General features: G+C 71.0%; 17 protein-coding genes. 9 read left to right on the top strand and 8 right to left on the bottom strand.

Features of this window, described 5'->3' with window-relative positions; all coding sequences use genetic code 11:
• Window positions 1-2: 2 nt before the first annotated feature.
• Together KME78_RS03820 and KME78_RS03815 are read right to left on the bottom strand one after the other, a co-directional pair.
• Window positions 3-1,613 carry an ABC transporter permease gene (locus tag KME78_RS03820; protein WP_219527334.1) on the bottom strand — a complete coding sequence of 537 codons (1,611 nt, stop codon included), beginning with the start codon at window positions 1,611-1,613 and terminating at the stop codon, window positions 3-5.
• Window positions 1,610-2,548 (bottom strand): ABC transporter ATP-binding protein, encoded by a 939-nt coding sequence (locus KME78_RS03815; RefSeq protein ID WP_219527333.1) that lies wholly within the window; start codon window positions 2,546-2,548, stop codon window positions 1,610-1,612. The genes KME78_RS03820 and KME78_RS03815 overlap by 4 nt, the downstream gene beginning before the upstream one ends.
• Before the next feature lie 138 nt (window positions 2,549-2,686).
• On the opposite strand from KME78_RS03815, the gene KME78_RS03810 reads away from it, so the two are divergent.
• A complete protein-coding gene (locus KME78_RS03810; RefSeq protein WP_246650381.1) occupies window positions 2,687-3,880 on the top strand; it encodes a L,D-transpeptidase in 1,194 nt (397 codons plus the stop codon).
• Between the two features lie 123 nt (window positions 3,881-4,003).
• Here KME78_RS03810 and KME78_RS03805 read toward each other — a convergent pair whose 3' ends face one another.
• The 3 genes from KME78_RS03805 to KME78_RS03795 are packed head-to-tail and all read right to left on the bottom strand — an operon-like array spanning window position 4,004 to window position 6,545.
• On the bottom strand, window positions 4,004-5,149 hold the full coding sequence (locus KME78_RS03805) for a thiolase family protein (RefSeq protein WP_219527332.1): 1,146 nt from the start codon (window positions 5,147-5,149) through the stop codon (window positions 4,004-4,006).
• A complete protein-coding gene (locus KME78_RS03800) occupies window positions 5,146-5,775 on the bottom strand; it encodes a CoA transferase subunit B (RefSeq protein ID WP_219527331.1) in 630 nt (209 codons plus the stop codon). The genes KME78_RS03805 and KME78_RS03800 overlap by 4 nt, the downstream gene beginning before the upstream one ends.
• Window positions 5,772-6,545: a CoA transferase subunit A gene (locus KME78_RS03795; RefSeq protein WP_219527330.1), complete on the bottom strand. Its 774-nt coding sequence runs from the start codon at window positions 6,543-6,545 to the stop codon at window positions 5,772-5,774. Before KME78_RS03795 ends, KME78_RS03800 begins: the two co-directional genes overlap by 4 nt.
• Before the next feature lie 108 nt (window positions 6,546-6,653).
• Between KME78_RS03795 and KME78_RS66990 the strand changes: the two genes are divergently transcribed.
• Together KME78_RS66990 and KME78_RS03785 are read left to right on the top strand one after the other, a co-directional pair.
• Window positions 6,654-8,126 carry an IclR family transcriptional regulator domain-containing protein gene (locus tag KME78_RS66990; protein ID WP_219527329.1) on the top strand — a complete coding sequence of 491 codons (1,473 nt, stop codon included), beginning with the start codon at window positions 6,654-6,656 and terminating at the stop codon, window positions 8,124-8,126.
• Between the two features lie 128 nt (window positions 8,127-8,254).
• Window positions 8,255-9,796, top strand: a complete 1,542-nt coding sequence (locus KME78_RS03785) for a serine/threonine protein kinase (protein WP_219527328.1) — start codon at window positions 8,255-8,257, stop codon at window positions 9,794-9,796.
• A 56-nt stretch (window positions 9,797-9,852) separates the two neighbouring features.
• Here KME78_RS03785 and KME78_RS03780 read toward each other — a convergent pair whose 3' ends face one another.
• Window positions 9,853-11,250, bottom strand: a complete 1,398-nt coding sequence (locus tag KME78_RS03780; protein WP_308126799.1) for a glycoside hydrolase family 6 protein — start codon at window positions 11,248-11,250, stop codon at window positions 9,853-9,855.
• Between the two features lie 343 nt (window positions 11,251-11,593).
• Here KME78_RS03780 and KME78_RS03775 point away from each other — a divergent pair, with 343 nt between their 5' ends.
• The gene (locus KME78_RS03775) at window positions 11,594-14,611 is read left to right on the top strand and encodes a GH92 family glycosyl hydrolase (protein WP_308126798.1); all 3,018 of its coding nucleotides are present in this window, start codon (window positions 11,594-11,596) and stop codon (window positions 14,609-14,611) included.
• Between the two features lie 97 nt (window positions 14,612-14,708).
• Here KME78_RS03775 and KME78_RS03770 read toward each other — a convergent pair whose 3' ends face one another.
• A complete protein-coding gene (locus KME78_RS03770) occupies window positions 14,709-15,374 on the bottom strand; it encodes an MOSC domain-containing protein (protein WP_219527327.1) in 666 nt (221 codons plus the stop codon).
• 117 nt (window positions 15,375-15,491) lie between these two features.
• Between KME78_RS03770 and KME78_RS03765 the strand changes: the two genes are divergently transcribed.
• The 5 genes from KME78_RS03765 (at window position 15,492) to KME78_RS03745 (ending at window position 20,510) form a co-directional block, all read left to right on the top strand.
• Window positions 15,492-16,112 carry an RNA polymerase sigma factor gene (locus KME78_RS03765; protein ID WP_246650380.1) on the top strand — a complete coding sequence of 207 codons (621 nt, stop codon included), beginning with the start codon at window positions 15,492-15,494 and terminating at the stop codon, window positions 16,110-16,112.
• A 2-nt stretch (window positions 16,113-16,114) separates the two neighbouring features.
• The gene (locus KME78_RS03760) at window positions 16,115-17,155 is read left to right on the top strand and encodes a CU044_5270 family protein (protein ID WP_219527326.1); all 1,041 of its coding nucleotides are present in this window, start codon (window positions 16,115-16,117) and stop codon (window positions 17,153-17,155) included.
• 32 nt (window positions 17,156-17,187) lie between these two features.
• Window positions 17,188-17,538: a hypothetical protein gene (locus KME78_RS03755; RefSeq protein WP_219527325.1), complete on the top strand. Its 351-nt coding sequence runs from the start codon at window positions 17,188-17,190 to the stop codon at window positions 17,536-17,538.
• Window positions 17,539-17,684: 146 nt separating this feature from the next.
• Window positions 17,685-18,647 (top strand): arabinan endo-1,5-alpha-L-arabinosidase, encoded by a 963-nt coding sequence (locus KME78_RS03750; RefSeq protein WP_219527324.1) that lies wholly within the window; start codon window positions 17,685-17,687, stop codon window positions 18,645-18,647.
• Window positions 18,648-18,710: 63 nt separating this feature from the next.
• Complete coding sequence (locus KME78_RS03745; RefSeq protein WP_246650437.1) at window positions 18,711-20,510, top strand: rhamnogalacturonan lyase; 1,800 nt, start codon at window positions 18,711-18,713, stop codon at window positions 20,508-20,510.
• Window positions 20,511-20,522: 12 nt separating this feature from the next.
• On the opposite strand, the gene KME78_RS03740 is transcribed toward KME78_RS03745, so the two are convergent.
• Complete coding sequence (locus KME78_RS03740; protein ID WP_219527322.1) at window positions 20,523-21,293, bottom strand: hypothetical protein; 771 nt, start codon at window positions 21,291-21,293, stop codon at window positions 20,523-20,525.
• Between the last annotated feature and the right edge of the window lie 77 nt (window positions 21,294-21,370).

Raw genomic sequence — 21,370 nt, 5'->3', positions numbered from 1 at the left:
GGTCAGCCCACAGGTAGGTCGCGGTGGCGCAGGCCGAACAGACCTGCCAGGGTGAGCGCCGCCGCCATCGCGGTCAGCACGATCAGCGGCAGCACGGTCAGTTCGCCGCCGGGAAGCGTCGGTATATGGGCGAACACCGACAGGTCGATCACCCACTGGCTCAGCTTCAGCTCGCCGCCGACCCAGCCGAACAGCAGGCTCACCAGCAGTACGGCGAACGCGCCGGCGGCCAGCCGGGGCAGCAGACCGAACAGCGCCAAGGCGAGTCCGGCGAACACCCACACCGCGGGCACCTGTACGAGGGCGGCGCCCAGGGCACGGGGTAGCTCGCGGCCGACGTCGCCGGTGTTCAGCCCGTGGGCGAGGCCGAGAGCCGTCCCGAAGACGGCCAGCCCGGCGGCCGGGCCGAGCAGCGCGAAGGCGAAGTGCCCGCCCGCCCAGCGCAGCCGGTCGACCGGCGCGGCAAGGAGAGACTCGGCGCGCCCGCCGCTCTCCTCGGCGCGCAGGTGGAGGACGGCCTGGATCGCGTACGCGGCGGCGATCACGCCGAACATGCTCATCATGCCCTGGAGGTACTGGTCGACGACGGTGCCGTGACCGCCCAGCCAGGCCAGGACCGCCTGCGCCTCCGGAGTGCGGTTGCGCATCAGCTCGCCGATGCTCTTGGCGATGCCGCCGAGCGCGAACCCGACCACGGCGAACCCGGCGATCCGGTTCGCCAGCGATCCGCGGTGCAGCCGCCAGGCCAGAGCCAAGGGGGAGCGCAGCCCGGGGGCGGCGCCCGCTGGGCCGGGGCGGGCCTGGAAGAGGCCGTTGCCGAGGTCCCGCCGCGCCGACAGCGCGACGGCCAGCGCGATGAGCGCGGCCACCCCGCAGCCGGCGAGGGCGAGAACCCACCAGCGTTCACCGCTGAACGGCCGGAACTGGTGCGCCCAGCCGATCGGCGACAGCCAGGACAGCCAGCCCAGCCCGCCGTCGGACTTCTCGCTGACCGCGCCGATGCCGCGCAGCAGGAACGCGGTCCCGATGACGGTGACCCCGATGCCGCGTGCGCTTCCGGCGCCGGTGGTGAGCTGAGCGACCACCGCGCCTGTCGCGGCGAAGACGCAGCCCGTGGTGGCGAGCCCCGACCCGTAGGCCAGCGAACCGGCGGCGCCCAGGCCCGCGTTGACCAGCGCCAGAGCCGACACCAGGCCGAGGATCAGGCTCGCCCCGCAGGTCATGATCAGGGCGGCGGCCATTCCCGCGTGGCGCGCGACCGCGGTGGCGCCGATCAGCTCCCGGCGGCCGGCCTCCTCCTCGGTACGGGTGTGCCGGATGACGGTGAGCAGGCTGAACACCGCGATCACCACCGGGATGAATCCCGCGCGCCAGGTGACCAGCTGGCCGAGGCTCGATCCGTGCAGCGGGCCGTAGGCCACGGTGAAGGCGACGTTGTGCAGGCTGGTCTCGGCGTACTCCTGGCGGGCCGCCGCGGTGGGGAAGCCGGCGTTGAACGCGGCGATGAACGTCAGCGGGAACAGGCAGGGGATGAGGACCCACAGCGGCAGGAGCACGCGATCACGCCGCAGCGCGAGGCGGATCAGCCTGCCGGTGCCCGTGAGCCCGGTCATCGGGCCACCCGCCGGTCCGTGTCGGCCCGTTCGTAGTGGCGCAGGAACAGCTCCTCCAGCGTGGGCGGCTGGCTGACCAGGCTGCGGACGCCCGCCTGGGTGAGGTGACGCAGCGCCGCGTCGAGTGCGGCGCCGTCGACGTCGAAGCGGACGCCGCCGTCATCGGTCCGCAGGTTGTGCACGCCGGGCAGCCCGGCCAGGCCGTCCGGAGCGTGGGTGAGCTCGGCGCGGATGGTCGTGCGGGTGAGATGGCGCAGGTCGGCGAGGGTGCCGGTCTCGACCGTACGGCCGTCGCGGATGATGGTGAGCCGGTCGCACAGGGCTTCGACCTCGGCCAGGATGTGGCTCGACAGCAGCACGGTGCGGTCGCCCCGCCGCTGTTCGTCGCGGATCGCCTGGCGGAACACCTCCTCCATCAGCGGGTCCAGGCCGGAGGTCGGCTCGTCCAGGATGAGCAGCTCGACGTCGGAGGCGAGGGCCGCGACCAGGGCGACCTTCTGCCGGTTGCCCTTGGAGTAGGCGCGGCCCTTCTTGCGGGGGTCGAGGTCGAAGCGGTCCAGCAGGTCGGCACGGCGGCGCTGGTCGAGCCCGCCGCGTAGCCGGCCGAGCAGATCGATCACCTCGCCGCCGGTCAGGTTGGGCCACAGGGTGACGTCGCCGGGCACGTAGGCCAGGCGGCGGTGCAGGGCGGTGGCGTCGGACCACGGGTCGCCGCCGAGCAGCCGGGCGGTGCCCGCGTCGGCGCGCATCAGGCCGAGCAGGATGCGGATCGTCGTGCTCTTGCCGGCGCCGTTCGGGCCGAGGAAGCCGTGCACCTCGCCGGTGCGCACCACCAGGTCGAGGCCGTCCAGGGCCCGGGTCGAGCCGAACGCCTTGACCAGGCCGGCCACCGAGATGGCGCCGTCCTGCCCACGCGTATAGCTGGTTACTGTCATGTAAAGGAGACTACACCCATGTGTAGTCGCGATGGCAGTCGCATGTTCCCCCCGAATTAGGGCAAGAGCCGTACGGCTCATTGATAAAGCTGGCTAAAGTGAAATTTGACTACTTGTCAGGCACGGGAGGCATCAAGGATGCGGAACGGCCGGACCGGCCCCACGATGTTCGCCAGTACCCTCGCCCTGGCGGTGGTCCTGACCGCCGGATGCACCTCCAGCGGCGGCACGCGAACCCCGGGCGCCGCCCCCCAGTCGCAGGGCCCGGTGGCGAAGCTGGCGATCACCCCCGCTGACGGGACGAAGAAGGTCGCTCCGGACACGGGGATCAGCGTCAAGGTCACCGACGGCAAGGTCACCAAGCTGACCGTCGCCGACGCCAAGGGAAAAGCGGTGCAGGGTGCCATGGGCACCGACGGGACCTGGCGCCCCCAGTGGCCGTTGCGCCCGTCGACGGCGTACACGGTCAGCGCCGAGGCCACCGGCACGGACGGCAAGCAGGTCACCGGGCAGGCGAAGTTCACCACGCTGAAGCCGAAACGCGCGTTGGAGAGCGGCATGGCGCCGTTGGACGGCGACAAGGTCGGTGTCGGGATGCCCGTCCAGCTCCTGCTGTCGCAGTCGGTGACCGACAAGGAGGACCGGGCCGCGATCGAGCGGGCCCTGGTGGTGACGATGTCCGAGCCGGTCGAGGGCGCGTGGAGTTGGGTGAGCGACCGCGAGGTCCAGTTCCGGCCGCGCGAGTACTGGCCGACCGGGGAGAAGGTCGAGGTCGTCGCGCATCTGGCCGGGGTCAAGGCCGGTGAGGGGCTGTGGGGCACCAAGGACCGCAGCCTGCGCTTCACCGTCGGCCCCCGGCACATCACCAAGGTGAACGCCCGCACCCACGAGGCGGTGGTGACCGACGGCGACAAGGTCGTCAAGACCATCCCGGTCAGCCTCGGCAGGCCGGGCGACGACAGCTATTCGGGCACCATGATCGCCCAGGAGAAGGCCGCGGACATCATCATGGACTCCGCGACCACCGGCCACCCGGGGGAGTACCGCATCCCCACCAAGTGGAACGTCCGGATGACCTACAGCGGCACCTTCTTCCACGCCGCCCCCTGGTCGACCGGCGCGCAGGGCAACTCCAACGTCAGCCACGGATGCGTCAACGCCAGCCCGGCCAACGCCCGCTGGTTCTACGAGTTCACCCAGCGGGGTGACATCATCCAGGTCAGCGGCACGTCGAGGAAGCTGCGGTTCGGCAACGGTCCCACGCCGTGGGCCAAGTCCTGGGACGACTGGCTGGCCGGCAGCGCGCTGGGCAAGCCCGTCAACGGCGACTAGCCACTCTTCGCGAAACCGAAGACGGCCGTGGGGTTGTCGACCAGGATGCGCCGGCGCAGGGGGCCACGTCGTCGTACGGCGGCCCTGCGGCGGAGAGCCGGTCGGCGCCGCTGAGCTTTTCCGCTACCTCTCCAGTACGACGGCCAGCCCTTGGCCGACCCCGATGCAGAGGGCGGCCAGGCCGGTGCCGGAGCCGGTCGCCGCCAGTTGATGGGCGACCGTCCCGGTGATGCGGGCCCCGGAGGCGCCCAGCGGATGGCCCAGGGCGATCGCCCCGCCGTACGGGTTGACGATCCCCGGATCGAGCTCGGGCAACTCGGCGAGACAGCCGAGCGCCTGCGCGGCGAACGCCTCGTTCAGCTCGACGGTCGTCAGGTCGCCGAACCCCTTGCCCGCCCTGGCCAGCGCCTTCTTGACGGCCTCGACCGGGCCGAGGCCGAAGTAGCGGGGTTCGAGCGCGCTGACGCCGCTCGCGGTGATCCTGGCCAGCGGTTCGCGCCCGCGCAGCCCGGCCTCGTCGGTGAGCAGCAGCGCCGCGGCGCCGTCGTTGAGCGGGGAGGAGTTGCCCGCGGTGACCGTGCCGTCCGCGCGGAACGCGGGCTTCAGCCGGGCGAGCGCCTCCAGCGAGGTGTCCTCGCGGATGCCCTCGTCCCGGGTGAGGTCGCCGACGGGGACGATCTCGCGGTCGAAGGACGCCTTGGCCGCCTTCTGATGGCTGGCCAGCGCGAACACATCCTGTTCGGCCCGGGATATGCGATGTTTGTCGGCGATCAGCTCGGCGCCCTCGCCGAGGGCGACCGTGTGCTCGGCGGGCATCCTCGGGTTGACCAGCCGCCAGCCGAGCGTGGTGGAGACCAGCTCCTGACCCTTGGCGGGGAAGGCCCGATCCGGCTTGGGCAACACCCACGGCGCGCGGGTCATCGACTCCACGCCGCCCGCGATCACCGTGCCGGCGTCCCCGACGGCGATCGCCCGGTACGCCTGGATGACGGCCTCCATGCCGGAGCCGCACAGCCGGTTCACGGTCGCGCCCGGCGTGGTCAGCGGCAGGCCGGCCAGCAGCGCGGCCATGCGGGCCACGTTGCGGTTCTCCTCGCCGGCGCCGTTGGCGTTGCCGAGGATCACCTCGTCGGCGGCGACCTCACCGTTACGGTCCACCAGCGCCTTGATGACGTGCGCGGCCAGATCGTCGGGGCGGACGCCGGCCAGCGCCCCGCCGTAGCGCCCGAAGGGGGTGCGCACGGCGTCCAGGACGTAGACGGTTTTCACGCGATGACCTCCGCATCCGTACGGTCGCGCAGGTGCGCGACGCTCACGCCGGGCGCGGTCTCCACCAGCGCCAGGCCCTGGTCGGTGACGTCGAGGACACCGAGGTCGGTGATGATCCGATGCACGCACGCCTTGCCGGTGAGCGGCAGCGAGCACTCCTCGACGATCTTGGGAGAGCCGTCCTTGGCGCTGTGATCCATGATCACGAGCACCTTGCGGGCGCCGTGGACCAGGTCCATGGCCCCGCCCATACCCTTGACGAGCTTCCCGGGAACCATCCAGTTGGCCAGATCGCCGCGCGCCGAGACCTGCATAGCGCCCAGCACCGCGACGTCGATGTGCCCGCCCCGGATCATGCCGAACGACAGCGACGAGTCGAAGAACGACGCCCCCGGCCGTACCGTCACCGTCTCCTTGCCCGCGTTGATCAGGTCCGGATCGATCTCCGCCGGCGTCGGGTAGGGGCCGACGCCGAGGATGCCGTTCTCCGAGTGCAGGGTCACGTCCACGTCGGGCGGCAGGAAGGACGGGATCCGGGTGGGCAGCCCGATGCCGAGGTTGACGTAGTCGCCGTCACGCAGCTCGGCCGCCGCGCGCGCGACCATCTCGTCGCGGGTCCAGCTCATGACGCGCTCCCTTCCGGGGGAGTGGAGACGGTACGCCGTTCGACGGGCTTGACGGCGGCCTGTTCGGGGGTGAGCGCCACGACGCGGTCGACGAAGACACCGGGCAGGTGCACCTCGTCGGGATCGAGCTCGGTCAGCTCCTCGACCTCGGCGATCGCGATGCGCGCGGCCATCGCGGCCAGCGGGTTGAAGTTCCTGGCGGCCTTGTTGAAGACCAGGTTGCCGTGCCGGTCGCCTTTCGCCGCCCGGATCAGCGCGTAGTCGGTGGTGATGGCGTGCTCCAGTACGTACTGCCTACCCGCGAACTCGCGGACCTCCTTGGGCGGTGAGGCGAGCGCGACCGACCCGTCAGGAGCGTGCCGCAGCGGCAGCCCGCCGTCGGCGACCGGCGTGCCGACCCCGGCCGGGGTGTAGAAGGCGGGGATGCCGCTGCCGCCGGCGCGCAGCCGCTCGGCCAGGCTGCCCTGCGGGGTCAGCTCCACCTCCAGCTCGCCGCCCAGGTATTGCCGGGCGAACTCCTTGTTGTCACCGATGTAGGAGGCGGTCACGCGGGCGATCCGCCGATCGGCCAGCAGGGTGCCCAGGCCGCCGCCGTCGACTCCGCAGTTGTTCGACACGACGCTGATGCCGCGTACGCCGGATTCGTGCAACGCCTGGATCAGCACGTCCGGAATGCCGCAGAGACCGAAGCCGCCGACCGCGAACGACGCGCCGTCCCGAACATCGGCCAGCGCCTCAAGGGCGGTGGCCACCACTTTGTCTTTCCGCACGGCACTCCGCTTCACATGTGTTCGCTAGGTGAACTTTAATTCATTATTATCGTCGAGTATGGAGAGCCGAATCGTGCTCTGTCAAAGGGACCTGGAGAGGGAGAGCGGATGGAACCGGCGGGCACTCTGGAACGCGGGCTGGCCGTCCTGCGCGTGCTGGCCGCCGGTCCCAGGTGGCCGATGCGCGCGACCGACCTGGTGCGGGCCACCGGCCTGGCCAGATCGACGGTCGACCGGATCGTGGCCACGCTCGTCCGGCTCGGCTACGTACGGGCCGAGGAACGCGACGTGCTGCTCGCGCCGCGCCTGATGGAGCTGGGCGAGGCGTACCTGGCGTGCGGCGGTCTGGGCTCGACCCTCGACGGGTACGCTCAGCGGCTCGCCGACGAGCTGGACGAGTCGGTGTCGCTGGCCGTGCGGGACGGGGACGGGGTCCGCTTCGTCGGCCGCTTCGCCCGGCGACGCACCATGTCGGTGGCCTTCCGGGTAGGCGACCTGCTGCCCGCCGACCGCTGCGCGGCCGGCCTGATCCTGCTCGATCCCGCCGCACGATGGGCCGAGGACGACCAGCTCGTCGAGCCCGGCCTGGTGGCGGTCGCGGTGCCGGTACGGGACGCGAGCGGGACGACGATCTGCGCGCTGACCGTGGCCAGCCACACCAGCAGACACACGGCCGCCGGTCTGCGTGATCACGCACTGCCCAGCCTGCTGAAGACGGCGGGGCAGATGGAGACGGCCCTGGCCGACCCGGTCGCGTCGGTTGGGCCGGGCTCTCCTCTTCCGATCGTCGTGGGAGTGGACGCGTCGCGGGCGACGAAGGAGGAGTTGGGGGCGGGTTACCTTCAGTCGCTGGCTCGCGGTCTTGCCGTGCTGGTGTCGCTCGGTTCGGCGCGTGGCGGGCTGACGCCGGCCGCCGCGGCCAAGGTCACCGGCCTGCCTCGGGCGACCGTAGGGCGCGCGGTGCAGACTCTGGAACGGCTGGGGTACGTCGCGGCCGACGGCAGCCGGTTCGTCCTGCTGCCCAAGGTGCTGGAGCTCGGGTACGCCCATCTGTCGGGCCGGACGTTCGGCGAGATCGTCCAGCCGCACCTCGTGGACCTGGTGGCGCGGGTCCACGAGTCGGCCTCGGTCGCGATGCTGTCCGGCGACGACGTCGTCTACGTGGCGCGCGTGCCGACCGTCGCCATCATGACCGTCGACATCACCGTCGGCACCCGCTTCCCCGCGTACGCCACCTCGATGGGCCGGGTCCTCCTGGCCGACCTGCCCGGGGAACGACTGGCCGGGATGCCCTCACCTCCGCTGACCCCCCACACGCTCACCTCGCCCGCCGACCTGGCGGCAGCCGTACGGCAGGCGGCCGTGGACGGCTACGCCCTCGTCGACCAGGAGCTGGAGGAAGGCGTACGGTCCATCGCGGTGCCGATCCGCGACCGGAGCGGCCGGGTCGCCGCGGCCGTCAACGTCGCCACCCACGCCAGCCGCGCCACCCCCGCCGAACTGCTCCGCGACGTCCTGCCCGCACTCACTGAGGCGGCGGCACGCATGGAAGCGGACCTGGCCCACACCCACCCGACCTGACCACCCCTGGCCCGCCCGACCCGTCCGACCCGCCGTGAACGGGTGATCTGGTTAAGGGGGCACAAGTCCGGGCTTATCCCGCTAGGGTCCTTGGGGTTGATCTCCAAGCCGTCAGGAGTCGCTTCCTCATGCCGTACATCGAGCCACTGCGTGAAGGCGATCCCGCGGTGGTCGGGGCCTACCGGATCACGGGGCGGCTCGGGGCGGGCGGTCAAGGTGTGGTGTATCTGGGCCAGGCGGCCGATGGGAAACCCGTGGCCGTCAAGGTGCTGCGGGAGGTCGCCGCCGGGGATGATCGGCTCGCCAGGGAGATCGCGGCGGCGCGCCGGGTGGAGCCGTTCTGCATCGCTCAGGTGCTGGACGCGTCGATGGGCGGTCGGCCGTACATCGTCAGCGAGTACGTCGACGGGCCCTCCCTGCAGCAGGCGGGGCGCCATACGGGCGGCGACCTACAGCGATTGGCCGTGAGCACTGCCACGGCGCTGGCCGCCATCCACGCGGCCGGGATCGTGCACCGGGACTTCAAGCCCGCCAACGTGCTGCTCGGACGGGACGGGCCGCGGGTCATCGACTTCGGCGTCGCCCGCGCCACCGACTCCGTGGCCACCGGCACCGCCACCATCGTCGGCACGCCCGCCTACATGGCTCCGGAACAGCTGGCGGGGACGCAGGTCGGGCCCGCTGCGGATGTGTTCGCGTGGGCGTCCGTCATCGTGTTCGCCGGTACCGGTACGCCGCCGTTCGGTGAGGACACGCTGCCGGCCATCGTCAACCGGATCCTGCACCAGGAACCGCAGCTTGGGGATCTGCCGGCGCCGCTGCGGCCGGTCGTCCACGCCTGCCTGGCCAAGGACCCGCGTGACCGCCCGGCCATGCGGGACGTACTTCTGCGACTCCTCGGCGGGCAGCAGCAACACCCATCGCCGGTAGCCCAAGCGCCGATCTCCCAAGGGCCGATGCCCCATGCGCCGAAGCGCGTCGCGGGTCGGTTCCCGCTGGTCGCCGCTGTGGCAGGGGCGGTCGCCGTCTCCCTGGCCGGCGTGTCCGTGGGAGCCGTCGTCATCCGGAACGCCGCCTCGACCCAATATGGAGGCGGGCCGCTGCTCGCCGCCGAGTCCAGCGGGCCGGTGACCTCCTCGACACCCTCGGCCAAGCGCGGAGCGCACAAGCCGAAGAAGTCGAAGACACCCTCGGCGGATCGCACGACCACCCGGCCACTGCCCACCCGTACGAAGGAGCGGACGACTCCCACGCCGACCCGTACGAAGGCGTCCGTAACCCCCACACCCACCCGGACGCGACCGAGCTCCACCCCAACCACGAGCAGACCCACCACGAGCAAACCCGCGTCGAGCGCCTCGTTCACCCTCGCCAACGTGCGCGTTCAGGGGTCATCAAAGATCAACGACGAGGGCGTCACCTGCTTCAGAGGCTCCATGAACTTCGCCGCCGGAGTGGACGCCACCAAACCGGCCGCACCGTACTCCTACCAATGGATCTACGACGGCAAGGTCATCGAGAGCGGCTCAGCGCGGCTGCCCGCCGGCAGCCGCAGCGACTACGTGCATTCGAAGGACCTCGTCGAGCCGCAGGACGGCACGCATACGATCACCTATCGGATCACCTCGCCGGTCTCCCGCGCCAAGTCCCTCACCTTCACCATGTGCTGACAAGCCGTGAACCCCGGCCCGCCGGGGCAGGCCGGCCGGGGTTCACGTCCTCCGGGCTAGGAGGAGCCGTTGATCAGGGCCATGGCCAGGTCGGGGCTGAACGTCCCGGCCGGGATGCCCTCGCCCAGGTTGCAGCTGCCGTCGGAGTCGCCCGGGACCTTGACCCACAAGAGGTACTCGGCGCCGGTCGTCTGCTTGACCGGCGCGCTGCCCAGTTTGCGGCCGGGCGGGTTGCACCAGCTGTCCTGGCCGGTCCAGGGGCCGTTGCCGTTACGGCTGGTGTCGATCACGTACTTCTTGGCGCCGACGGTCCCGGACAGGTAGCCGTTGACCGCGACGGAGTAGCTCTCGGAGTTGGCCGTGGTGATGTAGTTGGACACGTTCACGGAGAAGCCGCGGGCGTTGGCGATGCCCGACTTGACCAGTCGCGTGGCCATGTCGTCGGCCGCGACCCAGGTGGCGTTGCCCGCGTCGAGGTAGACCCAGGCGTTCGGTGCCTGGGCACGCAGCACCTGGGTGGCGTCCAGCAGCATCCCGTACTGGCCTTCCGGATCGTCGGCGCAGCTGGCGGCGGCGACGCCGTCGGGCTCCAGCACGACGATCGCGTGCCTGGTGCCGATCGCCTTGGCGAACTCGGTGATCCAGGTGTGATACCCGGCCGCGTCGCCCGCGCCGCCGCCCGACTGGTCCGCGCACGCGTCGCGGTTCGGGATGTTGTACGCCACCAGCATCGGCAGCTTGTCCTGCGCCTGGGCGGCGCCGACGTAGGTGTCCACGGCCAGCGTGAGGTCGTTGAACCAGCCGCCGAACCACTCGAAGATCGGCTTGTTGCCGATGTTCGAGCCGATGGCGGTGGCGTCGCTGTCCTGGTGGGTGGCGGCCCACAGGGCGGGGTGCGACTGGTCCGAGACGTACAGCGCCGTCGGCCGGGTCGTCTGCGTCTCCATCAGCGAGACGTTGTCGAAGCGGACCGTCGGGGTGCCGCCGGACCCGCCGAGCTGGAAGGTCACCTCGGCGGCCGTGCTGGTGGCGGACGCGGCCACGAACGGGATGCTGTAGCGCTTGCTGCCCGTGGTGAGCTGGACGGGCGCGGCCAGCGACTGGTTGGAGCTGGGCGTCGCCACATACTGCACGGTAGCGGTGGCCTTGAAGGCCGTCGTGGAGTACGCGTCGAACGAGAGCGTGTAGTTCTTGCCCGCGGTCAGGGCGGCCGTGGTGGGACTGGTCACCATGGCGTCCCACGGGTTGGCGACGACGGATGTCACGTTCACCCGCATACGGCCGGACTCGGCCGTGACCGTCGTCTGGCCGATCGCCTGCCAGGGGGCGGTCGAGCTGGTGAAGACGCCGTTGCCGATCAGCTGGGCGGCGGCGGAGGCAGGTGGGGGTACGACCAGGACGGCAGCCACGACCGCGGATAAGGCTGCGGCGGCTTTTGCTGCGATAAATCGCACTAAATCACCTTTCAGTGGGGTTCGCTCGAAGAGCGTCGTCGGCGCAGGCGCTGAGCGCGCACGCCGGCCGCACTCGAAAAGACATGCCGGACCTCTCTCGGCGCGGTGCCGCAGCGTCGGCGCTGATCATTACCGACCACCCTAGATACGGTCAAGGCATTGCGTCTGAGGAAATGTCCGAAACGCTGGCCGTCATCTGTGGTGTGAGGTTCGGCTGCGTCTCACCGTTGGCCGCGTCCTCGGCGTCCACTGAACAAGGTCCCGCTCCGAGATTGTTTGTCCATACTCTTGGTCTTACGTGAGTGTTCATGGCTCAGTTAGCGGGAGAAGGTGTGATCGCGAGGTGTTCTCTCCCCCTTCGTGGCTGGCCGCCGCGGTCATCGGCGCGATGCTCAGCACGGCCGTCGCCGTCCCGGCGGCCGCGGCCCAATCCCCTGCCAAGGTCACCGGTCCCGCCAAGGTCACCGATCCCGTACGCCACGTCGATCCGCTGATCGGCTCGGCCAACGGCGGCAACACCTATCCCGGCGCCGTCATGCCGTTCGGGATGATCTCGTGGAGCCCGACCAACACCGCGGGCGACCAGACCAACGCCGCCGGAGCCAACGGCTACTCCTACAACACGCCCCGCGTGCGGGGCTTCGCGCTCACCCACGTCAACGGCGCGGGCTGCCATCCGGGGGCCGCCGGCGACATCCCGATCATGCCGTTCGCCGGCGAGGTCACGTCGTCGCCGACCGCGGACACGAAGGACGCCGTCTACGCGAGCACGTTCAGCCACGACAACGAGAGCGCGCGGCCCGGCCGGTACATGGTCACGCTGGACTCCGGCGTCAAGGCCGACCTCGCGGTCACGACCCGCGCGGGTGTGGGCGAGTTCACCTTCCCCAAGAGCTCGCCGGCCAGCCTGCTGTTCCGGGTGTCCAACTCGCTCAACGGCAGCGAGGACGCCGAGATCACGATCGACTCCGCCGCGCGTAAGGTCACCGGCTCGGTGCTGACCGGCGCGTTCTGCGGCCGCCGGGCCAACGGCGGCGTCAACAACCGCAAGAGCTACTACCGGCTGCACTTCGCCGCCTCGTTCGACCGCGCCTTCTCCGGCACCGGCACCTGGGTGAACGGCGACCTGCGCCCGGGCACGACGGCGGCGAGCGGCGGCGAGGGCTACGCCACGGGCGCCGACCGCGCGGGCCGCGGCTCCGGCGGGTACGTCACCTTCGCCGACACCGACGTCCGCATGAAGGTCGGCATCTCCTACACCAGCCTGGCGGCGGCCGAGCAGAACCTGGCCAAGGAGGTCTCCGAGCGGGACGACGTCGCGTCCGTCGCCGGCCGGTCCACCCGCGCCTGGAACGAGCGGCTGCGCTCGGTGGAGGTGGCCGGCGGCTCGGCGGACCAGCTGACCACGTTCTACACCGCGATGTACCACTCCTACCTGCAGCCCAACGTGACCAGCGACGTCGCGGGCACCTACCTCGGCAGCGATCAGAAGGTCCACCGGCTGGCCCGTGGGCAGGGCGTCCAGTACGGCAACTTCTCCGGCTGGGACCAGTACCGCGCGCACACCCAGCTCCTGGCGCTGCTCGAACCGCGGGTGGCCGGCGACTACGCCCAGTCCCTGTACAACCTGGCGCGGCAGAATGGCGGCGTCTGGGACCGCTGGGTACACGTCAACGGCCCCACCCATGTCATGACCGGCGACCCGTCGGCCCCCGTGCTCGCCGGCTTCCACGCGCTCGGCGTGCGCGACTTCGACGTACGCGGGGCCTTCGACTCCCTGGTGAAGCAGGCGACCGTGCCGCACCCGTCCGGCCTGTCCGACAAGGGGTGCCCGGGGCAGTGCGAGGGCCAGCGCCCGAACCTGGCCGAGTACCTGCGGCTCGGGTACGCGCCGCAGGACACCTGCCACTGCTGGGGCGGCGCCGCGGAGACGCTGGAGGACGCGACCGCCGACTTCGCGCTCGCGGACTGGGCAGGACGGCTCGGCCGCGACGCGGAGCGCGACCTGCTGATGCCGCGGGCGAGCTGGTGGCGCAACACGTTCAACCCGTCGGCCGGTCAGGAGGGCGGCTACCAGCAGGCGCGCAAGGCCGACGGCAGCTGGCTGTGGCCGTTCTCGGCGACCTCCGACGCCGGTTTCGCCCAGGGCACCAGCGCCACCTACACCTGGATGGTCCAGCACGACGTCTCCGGGCTGGCCGCAGCCATGGGCGGCAAGGAGCAGGCGGCCAAGCGGCTCGACACGTTCTTCCACCGGGCCGACGGCTCGTGGGCGACCGGCGGCGACGGCTTCCGCTATGACCCGACGAACGAGCCCGGCATCCACATCCCATGGCTCTACAACGCGCTCGGCCGGCCCTGGAAGACCCAGGAGACGGTACGCGCGATGGCGTCCCTCGTGTACCGGACCGGGCCCGGCGGCCTGCCCGGCAACGACGACCTCGGCACCATGTCCGCCTGGTACGTCTTCGCCGCGCTCGGCATGTACCCCCAGACGCCGAGCAGGGCCGAGATGCTGCTGTCCAGCCCCATGTTCCCGAAGGCGTGGATCAAGCGCGGCAACGATCGCACGATCACCGTGAGCGCCCCGCAGGCCGCCCCCGAAGCCGTCTACGTCCAGGACGTGACGGTCAACGGCAAGGCGTACACCCGCTCCTGGCTTCCGGAGTCCCTGCTCAACCAGGGCGGCGACGTCGTGGTGAACGTCGGCGCCACCCCCGGCACCTCGTGGGCGACCGGATCAGGCGACCTCCCCGTCGACCGTGTCCCTTCGGCCGGCGCCCCGATCCCCAACCTGCCCGCCGCATGCGAGCCGTCCGGCTCCTCGTGCGCCCAGAGACTCCAGTACGACGTGGACGGCGTGGCCACCACGGATGCCAGAGCTCAGGGCAACCTGGACGGCAAGGGCTGGAGCTTCCCCGCCGAGCAGCTGCCCGAGCCGGGCCTGCGTACCGTGTCGGGCGGCACCTACCTGATCCCGGAGACCAAGGGGACGGCGGGCAACTTCCACAGCCTGCGCGGCCAGCGCACCTACCTCACGCCGGGCCGCTACCAGGCGCTCGACCTGCTGGTCACGGCCGTGAACGGCGACCAGCAGACCGAGCTCACGATCGCCTACGCGGACGGTACGACCGCCACGGCGCCGCTGAAGGTGACCGACTGGGCGAGCGCGGCGCCTCGCTTCGGCGAGGAGGCGGCGATCACGGCCGACACCCGCTACAACATCAACAACACCGCGGACGGTCGCAAGGTGAATATCTGGCGGGTGTCCGTGCCGGTGGACGCGGTCCGCGAGACGGTCTCGTTCACCAGCCCCGCCGTGCCCAACGTCAAGATCTTCGCACTCACGACCCGCACCTGACCGACCGCCGTGCCCGGCCGACCCGGCCGGGCACGGCGTCCAGCGGCGAGGTTGCCGCGCCGCCCGGGTATGGAAGGTCCGTAACCGAGGCCCTCTCTCATCCGTACTTTTCCGTATATGTACGGGCGGTGTGCAGGAGCTCGGACTCCATCCACTCGGCGGCGGCCAGCGTGCGCGGGAGCAGGTGGCGCTCCGTGGTGGCGGCGCGGAGCAGCAGAGCCGCGGTGATGTCGTGGTCGGGGCGGTGGACGACGGTGATCGGGTCGTCCGCGCGGATCTCTCCCGGCGCGATCACCCGCAGCAGCGCGCCGGTGCGGCCCACCTCGATGAACCGCTTCACCCAGCCCCGCTCGCCGACCCACCCCGCGAAGGTGCGGCAGGGAATCCGGCCGGCGGTCACCTCGACCACCAGGTCGGAGCCCACCTGCCAGCGTTCGCCGATCAGCGCCTCGGTCACGTCCAGCCCGGACGTGGTGAGGTTCTCGCCGAAGGCGCCGTTGGCGAGCGTACGGCCGAGGGCCTGCTCCCAGGCGTCCAGGTCCTCGCGCGCGAACGCGTACACCGCCCGGTCACTGCCGCCGTGGTGGCGGCGGTCGCAGACGGCGTCCCCGGCCACGCCACCGCCCACCGTGCCCTTGGGGCCGACGGGCGACACCTGGACCGGCCCAGCCACCGGGCGCTTGTCGATGCCCGTCATCCCTCCCGGGGCATCGGTGTAGTCCACGGGCATGGGGCGGCCGACGTTCACCGACAGAAGTCTCATGGTTCCCCAGCATTACTGACGCCGGGCATGCGGAGCGAACACTTTTGGGGTGATCGGTGAAGGAGAGGGGACCGATCCCCGCTACGGAAGACAGGCGATGACGCGAAGAGCTAAGACATGGCCCCGATGACGGAACGGGCGGAGGACACCGCGATCAACGAGCGGGTGGAGGACGCCGCGATCATCGAGCGGGTGGAGGACGCCGCGATCATCGAGCGGTCCTTACGGGAGCCGGAGTGCTTCGCCGAGCTGTTCGACCGCTACCACGCGCCGATCCACGGCTATGCCGAGCGGCGGCTCACCCGGCCCCTGGCCGACGACATCGCCGCCGAGACGTTCCTGATCGCGTTCGGCCGGCGTGACACCTACGACCTGTCCCGGCCGGACGCCCGGCCCTGGCTGTACGGGATCGCCTCGAACCTGATCTCCCGCCATCACCGGGCCGAGGTCCGGCAGTACCGCGCGCTGGCCAGGGCCGGTGTCGAGGAGAGCAGCGCGGACCACGCCGACCGGATCGCCGGTGAGCTGGCGGACCGCCCTCGGCTGGCGACGGCGCTGGCCAAGCTGCCCGCCGCCGAACGCGACGTGCTGCTGCTGGTCGCCTGGGCCGACCTGACCTCCGAAGAGGCGGGCAAGGCGCTCGGCGTCGCGGCGGGCACGGTCCGGTCCCGGCTCCACCGGGCCCGTACGAAGATCCGCGCCGCGCTGGACCCGGCACTCACCAGGAAGGGCAGTTGATCATGAACGAACACCCGGACGCCGATCTGGACGCCCTGCGCCGGACCTGGCCCGAGCCCGCCCCGCCGTCCCGTGACACCTATTCCGCCGCCAGGGGCGCGCTCCTCCAGGAGGTCGCCGCGGCGGTTCCCCGGCGTGCGCGCCGCTTCCGCCTGCCTCGCGCGGGCGGGCGCGTTCTCGGGGTGGGAGCGCTGGCCGTCGCGATCACGGCGGTCGCCGTGGTCGTCGGGAACCCCGGGGGAGTCGGCGCGCAGCGCCCGATCGTCCCCGGCCTGGAGATGCCGGCCGCCAACGCGCAGGTACTGCTCCGCAAGGCGGCCGCCGTCGCCCGGGACCGGCCCTTCACCGCGCCCCGCCCGGACCAATGGATCTACATGGAGACGCGCATCCAGGGGGTCGGCAATGCCGCCCTAGGCGAGGTGCAGACTCCGGAGACGCCACTGGAGACCAGCGTGGATCGAGCCTGGACGCGGGCCGACGGCAAGGTATTGGTCACCTTAGAAGGTGGCAAGATGGTCCGCTCGCCCACCGGAGGTGGCATGCCCCCCACCAGCTTCGCCAAGGTGGCGGCGCTGCCGACGGATCCCGACGCGCTCCTGGCCTGGCTGTACGGAAACCTCGGCGATCAGGGCGAAAAGCGGGATGTCATCGCCTACAGGACGCTCGGCTCCCTGCTCAACAACAACCTCGTCCCCCCGGCCCAGGAGGCGGCCGTCTACCAGGCGATGGCCAAGATCCCCGGGGTGACGGTGAACCCGGACGCCGTAGACGTCGCCGGACGTCCGGCGCTGGCCGTCGGCGCCATCGAAGACGGCTGGGTGGGTCACGAGCTCCTGCTCGACCGGACCACCTACACGTACCTGGGCGAGCGCGCCGTCGCCATCGCCGACTACACGTCCCCTGCGGGAGGCGTCACCATGAACGGGGATCAGAAGATCGTTACGTTGGGAGGAGGCTCCCACACGATCAAGAAGGGGACGATCCTGACCCTCTCCGTCCGCCTCGCCATCGGCATCACCGACAAGCCCGGAGTACGGCCCTGAACGGCGGTCCGGCCCGTCTGCTCCGGTGGGCGGTGCCGCTGCTGCTGGTGCTCCCGTCGGTGGTCAACCTGGCCGGCGGGCTCACCTGGATCTGGACACCGTCGCTGCCGCTCCCGCTGCTCCACCTGCTGACGCGGGCCGGCCTGCTGGACGCGTGGTTGGTGCTGGATCTCCTGGCCGCCTCGGGCGTCCTGGGCGGAGCCGCCTTGGCGGCACTGGCGGCACGGGAGCGGACCGCCGCCGTCCTGCTGCTCGCCACGGTCTCGGCGATCAGCCTCGCCGCCGCCGTGGTCGGGGGTGCCTGGCTGCCCGCCTGGTACGGCGTGGCGTACGGGGGAGCGCTGGTCATATTACGGAGCTCCGGAGGACGCCGTCCCCACTGATCCACGGTGTGAACGTTTCACCGGCCGCACCCGAGATGACCCGGGAAGACCCGGAGCCCCCGGGTCCGCGCCTTGACGCTCCCCGTACGGCCGAGCAGACTCACCGGCGATCCCCTCAAGTGTTAGCGATAACAGCGAGGTGGCACATGGCGCGATCCATCATCTCCCTGGTGACCGTGCTGGTGGTGGTGGCGGTGATCTCCGTCCGTCCGGCCGATGCCGCGGCCTATCCCAATCCCGGGTACGTGACCGGCAGCATCGGCGTGCACGATCCGGCGGTCGTGAAGACGTCGAGCGGTTACCTCCTGGCGAACACCGGTAACAACATCGCCCTCAAGACGTCCACCGACCGCACGGCCTGGCGGGACGCGGGTGTGGCCTTCCCCGGTGGCGCGTCATGGACACTGCCGTACACCGGGGGCGGCGCCAGCCTGTGGGCGCCGGACATCTCCCGCCACAACGGCAAGTACTACATGTACTACGCCGCCTCCACGTTCGGCTCCCGCAACTCGGCGATCTTCCTGGCCACCAGTGCCACCGGCGCCTCGGGTACGTGGGCCAACCAGGGGCTGGTCATCTCCACCACCTCGTCGAGCAGCTACAACGCGATCGACCCCAACCTGATCACGGACGCCGCCGGCAACTGGTGGCTGTCGTTCGGATCGTTCTGGACCGGTATCAAGCTGATCCCGCTCAACTCCTCGACCGGGCTGCGTTCCGGGACCGCGCTCTACTCGATCGCGCAGCGCACCGGCGGCAGTACGGCCGTGGAGGCGCCGTTCATCTTCCGGCACGGGTCGTACTACTACCTGTGGGTCTCGTTCGACCTGTGCTGCCAGGGCGCGTCCAGCACGTACCGGATCATGGTCGGCCGGTCGGCCGGCGTCACCGGCCCGTACGTCGACCGCAACGGCACCGCCATGACCTCCGGCGGCGGCACGCAGGTCCTCGCCGGGCACGGCAGCGTCCATGGGCCGGGCCATCAGGCGGTGATCACCGACAGCGACGCCGACGTGCTCTTCTACCACTACTACGCCGACAACGGCGCCCCGCTGCTCGGCATCAACCTCATCGCCTACGACAGCGCCGGCTGGCCCTACGTCTACTAACCCTCACCCCTGGAGCCAGGCATGCTTCCCGCACGAAGGTGCTCCCTCTCTCTCGTGCTCGTCATGGTCCTCGCCCTGACCTGGACCATGGACGTCAACGTCGCCTCCGCCGCCGTGGCCAAACAGGTGGAGAACCTGGATCGCGGCCTGATCAGCGTCCATTCCAGCGGCGGCAACCTGGTGTCCTGGCGGCTGCTCGGCACCGAGAGCATGAGCACCGGGTTCAACCTCTACCGAGGTGGCACCCTCCTGAACTCCTCGCCCATCACGAACTCGACGAACTACCTCGACTCCGGCGCCGCGGCGACGTCCGCGTACACCGTCCGCGCGGTCGTCGGCGGCGTCGAGCAGGCGCCCTCCGCGGCGGCGACGCAGTTCGCCAACGGTTACCTGGACGTCCCGATCCAGCGGCCCGCCGGCGGCACCACCCCTGACGGGGTCGCCTACACCTACAGCGCGAACGACGCGAGCGTGGGTGACCTGGACGGCGACGGCCGCTACGAGTTCGTGCTCAAGTGGGATCCGTCCAACGCCAAGGACAACTCCCAGTCCGGCTACACCGGGAACGTGTTCGTGGACGCGTACCGGCTGAACGGGACCCGCCTGTGGCGGATCGACCTGGGCCGCAACATCCGGGCCGGGGCGCACTACACCCAGTTCCAGGTGTACGACTACGACGGCGACGGCAGGTCCGAGGTCGCGATGAAGACCACCGACGGGAGCGTGGACGGCACCGGCAGGGTCATCGGCTCCGCGTCCGCTGACTACCGCAACTCCTCCGGCTACATCCTGTCCGGGCCCGAATATCTGACCATGTTCAACGGCCAGACCGGGGCGGCCATGTCCACGGTCTCCTACAACCCGCCTCGCGGGACCGTGTCCAGCTGGGGCGACTCCTACGGCAACCGGGTCGACCGGTTCCTGGCCGGTACGGCGTACCTGGACGGGCAGCGGCCCAGCCTGATCATGGCGCGGGGCTACTACACGCGTACGGTGCTCGCCGCCTGGGACTTCCGCAGCGGGGCGCTGACCCAGCGGTGGACGTTCGACTCCAACGTGTCCGGCTCCCAGTACGAAGGGCAGGGCAACCACCAGCTGTCGATCGCGGACGTCGACGCCGACGGCCGGCACGAGATCGTCTACGGCTCGGAGGCGATCGACGACAACGGGAGCCCGCGGTGGAACACCCGGCTGTTCCACGGTGACGCCCTGCACGTCGGCGACCTGATCCCGGCCCGCTCCGGCCTTGAGGTGTTCAAGCCGCACGAGAACACCAACCAGCCCGCCACCTCGATGGTCGACGCCCGGACCGGCGCCGTCATCTGGACGAACCCCTCCTGCGGCTGCGACAACGGGCGCGGCGTGTCCGCCGACGTGTACGCGGGCAGCGCGGGCGCCGAGTCGTGGTCGGCGGCCGTCTCCGGGATGTACAACACCTCCGGCGCGAACATCGGCCGCAAGCCCGGCTCGACCAACTTCGTGGTGTGGTGGGACGCCGACCCGGTCCGCGAACTGCTCGACGGCACGCACATCGACAAGTACGGCACCGGCGCCGACACCCGCCTGCTCACCGGTTCGGGCGTGCACTCCAACAACGGCACCAAATCGACCCCGTCGCTGTCCGCGGACCTGTTCGGTGACTGGCGCGAGGAGGTCGTCTGGCCGACGACGTCGGAGACGGCGCTGCGGATCTACAGCACCACCACCGCCACGACGCAGCGGCTGTGGACCCTCATGCACGACCCGCAGTATCGGGTGGCGATCGCCTGGCAGAACAGCGCCTACAACCAGCCGCCGCACCCGAGCTACTTCCTCGGGAACGGCATGTCCACCCCGGCCCAGCCGAACATCTACGTGCGCTAGGCCGATCAGCCGTCAGGAGGCGGCCACGGTCCAGTCGCCGTTGGTGACGGTCGCGGCGACGCGTTCGGCCAGGCCGGAGGCCCGCCGGGTGAAGCCGGTCGGCGGCGGCCCGCCCGCGAGCCTGTTCAGGGCGCGTAGCCAGGGGCGGGCCTGGTCCAACGCCCGCTGCTGAGCCTGCTCGGCATCGACGCTGGCGAGGTGGTCGTCGGCCCAGCCCGCCACGGCCCGGGCCAGCAGCTCATGCTCGGCACAGGCCTGGCGTACCTTGGCCTCCAGCCCGGTCACCTGCGCCAGCAGCAGCTGCAGCCGGCGCGACCGGGAGGTGCGCTCCAGGCCGTCCAGCTCGGCGAGGCGCTGCGGCCAGAGCAGCAGCTCGTTCAGCTCCGCGCACGTCGCGGCGACGATCGCCGTCCGGCCGGCCTGGCCGTCCTCCTGCTCGGCGTGCAGCCGGACCGCGGTGGCGACGGCCTGTTCGGCGCTCTTCCGGAAGTCGGCCAGCCGCCCGGTGAGGGCGCCGTGCAACAGCCGTACGCGATGCTTCAGACAGGCCGCGCTCCAACCCTGCACCAGCACCCGCTCGGCGGTGGCCTCGGCGTGCCAGCCGACCCGGGCCACCTGCCGAGCCATGCGCTGGTGCACCACCCAGGACGGCCCTTTCCCGTCGGCTTCGGCGAGGTCCGCCCATACGCGCACCCCGCCCAGCGGCAGGGGTACGGCCCGCAGGCGGGCCTGATCGGGCGACAGTGGCGCACAGATCCGCTCGATCACCTCATACTGCGGCACTGATAACACGGAGCGCCGGCCCCTCGGGGCTGGCTCTTGGTGGGCCATCGCGCGGCTCCCTCCAGCAGGGCTTTACA

The organism is Nonomuraea guangzhouensis (genome assembly GCF_019396345.1).
Classification (GTDB): domain Bacteria; phylum Actinomycetota; class Actinomycetes; order Streptosporangiales; family Streptosporangiaceae; genus Nonomuraea; species Nonomuraea guangzhouensis.
The sequence above is the reverse complement of the archived record's forward strand: the minus strand, read 5'-3'. Positions and strand labels throughout refer to the sequence as shown.

Bases quoted from the DNA above. Each gene is read 5' to 3' on its own strand.
- KME78_RS03820 (WP_219527334.1), bottom strand. From the start codon at position 1,613: ATGACCGGGCTCACGGGCACCGGCAGGCTGATCCGCCTCGCGCTGCGG.
- KME78_RS03815 (WP_219527333.1), bottom strand. From the start codon at position 2,548: ATGACAGTAACCAGCTATACGCGTGGGCAGGACGGCGCCATCTCGGTG.
- KME78_RS03810 (WP_246650381.1), top strand. From the start codon at position 2,687: ATGCGGAACGGCCGGACCGGCCCCACGATGTTCGCCAGTACCCTCGCC.
- KME78_RS03800 (WP_219527331.1), bottom strand. From the start codon at position 5,775: ATGAGCTGGACCCGCGACGAGATGGTCGCGCGCGCGGCGGCCGAGCTG.
- KME78_RS66990 (WP_219527329.1), top strand. From the start codon at position 6,654: ATGGAACCGGCGGGCACTCTGGAACGCGGGCTGGCCGTCCTGCGCGTG.
- KME78_RS03785 (WP_219527328.1), top strand. From the start codon at position 8,255: ATGCCGTACATCGAGCCACTGCGTGAAGGCGATCCCGCGGTGGTCGGG.
- KME78_RS03770 (WP_219527327.1), bottom strand. From the start codon at position 15,374: ATGAGACTTCTGTCGGTGAACGTCGGCCGCCCCATGCCCGTGGACTAC.
- KME78_RS03765 (WP_246650380.1), top strand. From the start codon at position 15,492: ATGGCCCCGATGACGGAACGGGCGGAGGACACCGCGATCAACGAGCGG.
- KME78_RS03760 (WP_219527326.1), top strand. From the start codon at position 16,115: ATGAACGAACACCCGGACGCCGATCTGGACGCCCTGCGCCGGACCTGG.
- KME78_RS03750 (WP_219527324.1), top strand. From the start codon at position 17,685: ATGGCGCGATCCATCATCTCCCTGGTGACCGTGCTGGTGGTGGTGGCG.
- KME78_RS03745 (WP_246650437.1), top strand. From the start codon at position 18,711: ATGGTCCTCGCCCTGACCTGGACCATGGACGTCAACGTCGCCTCCGCC.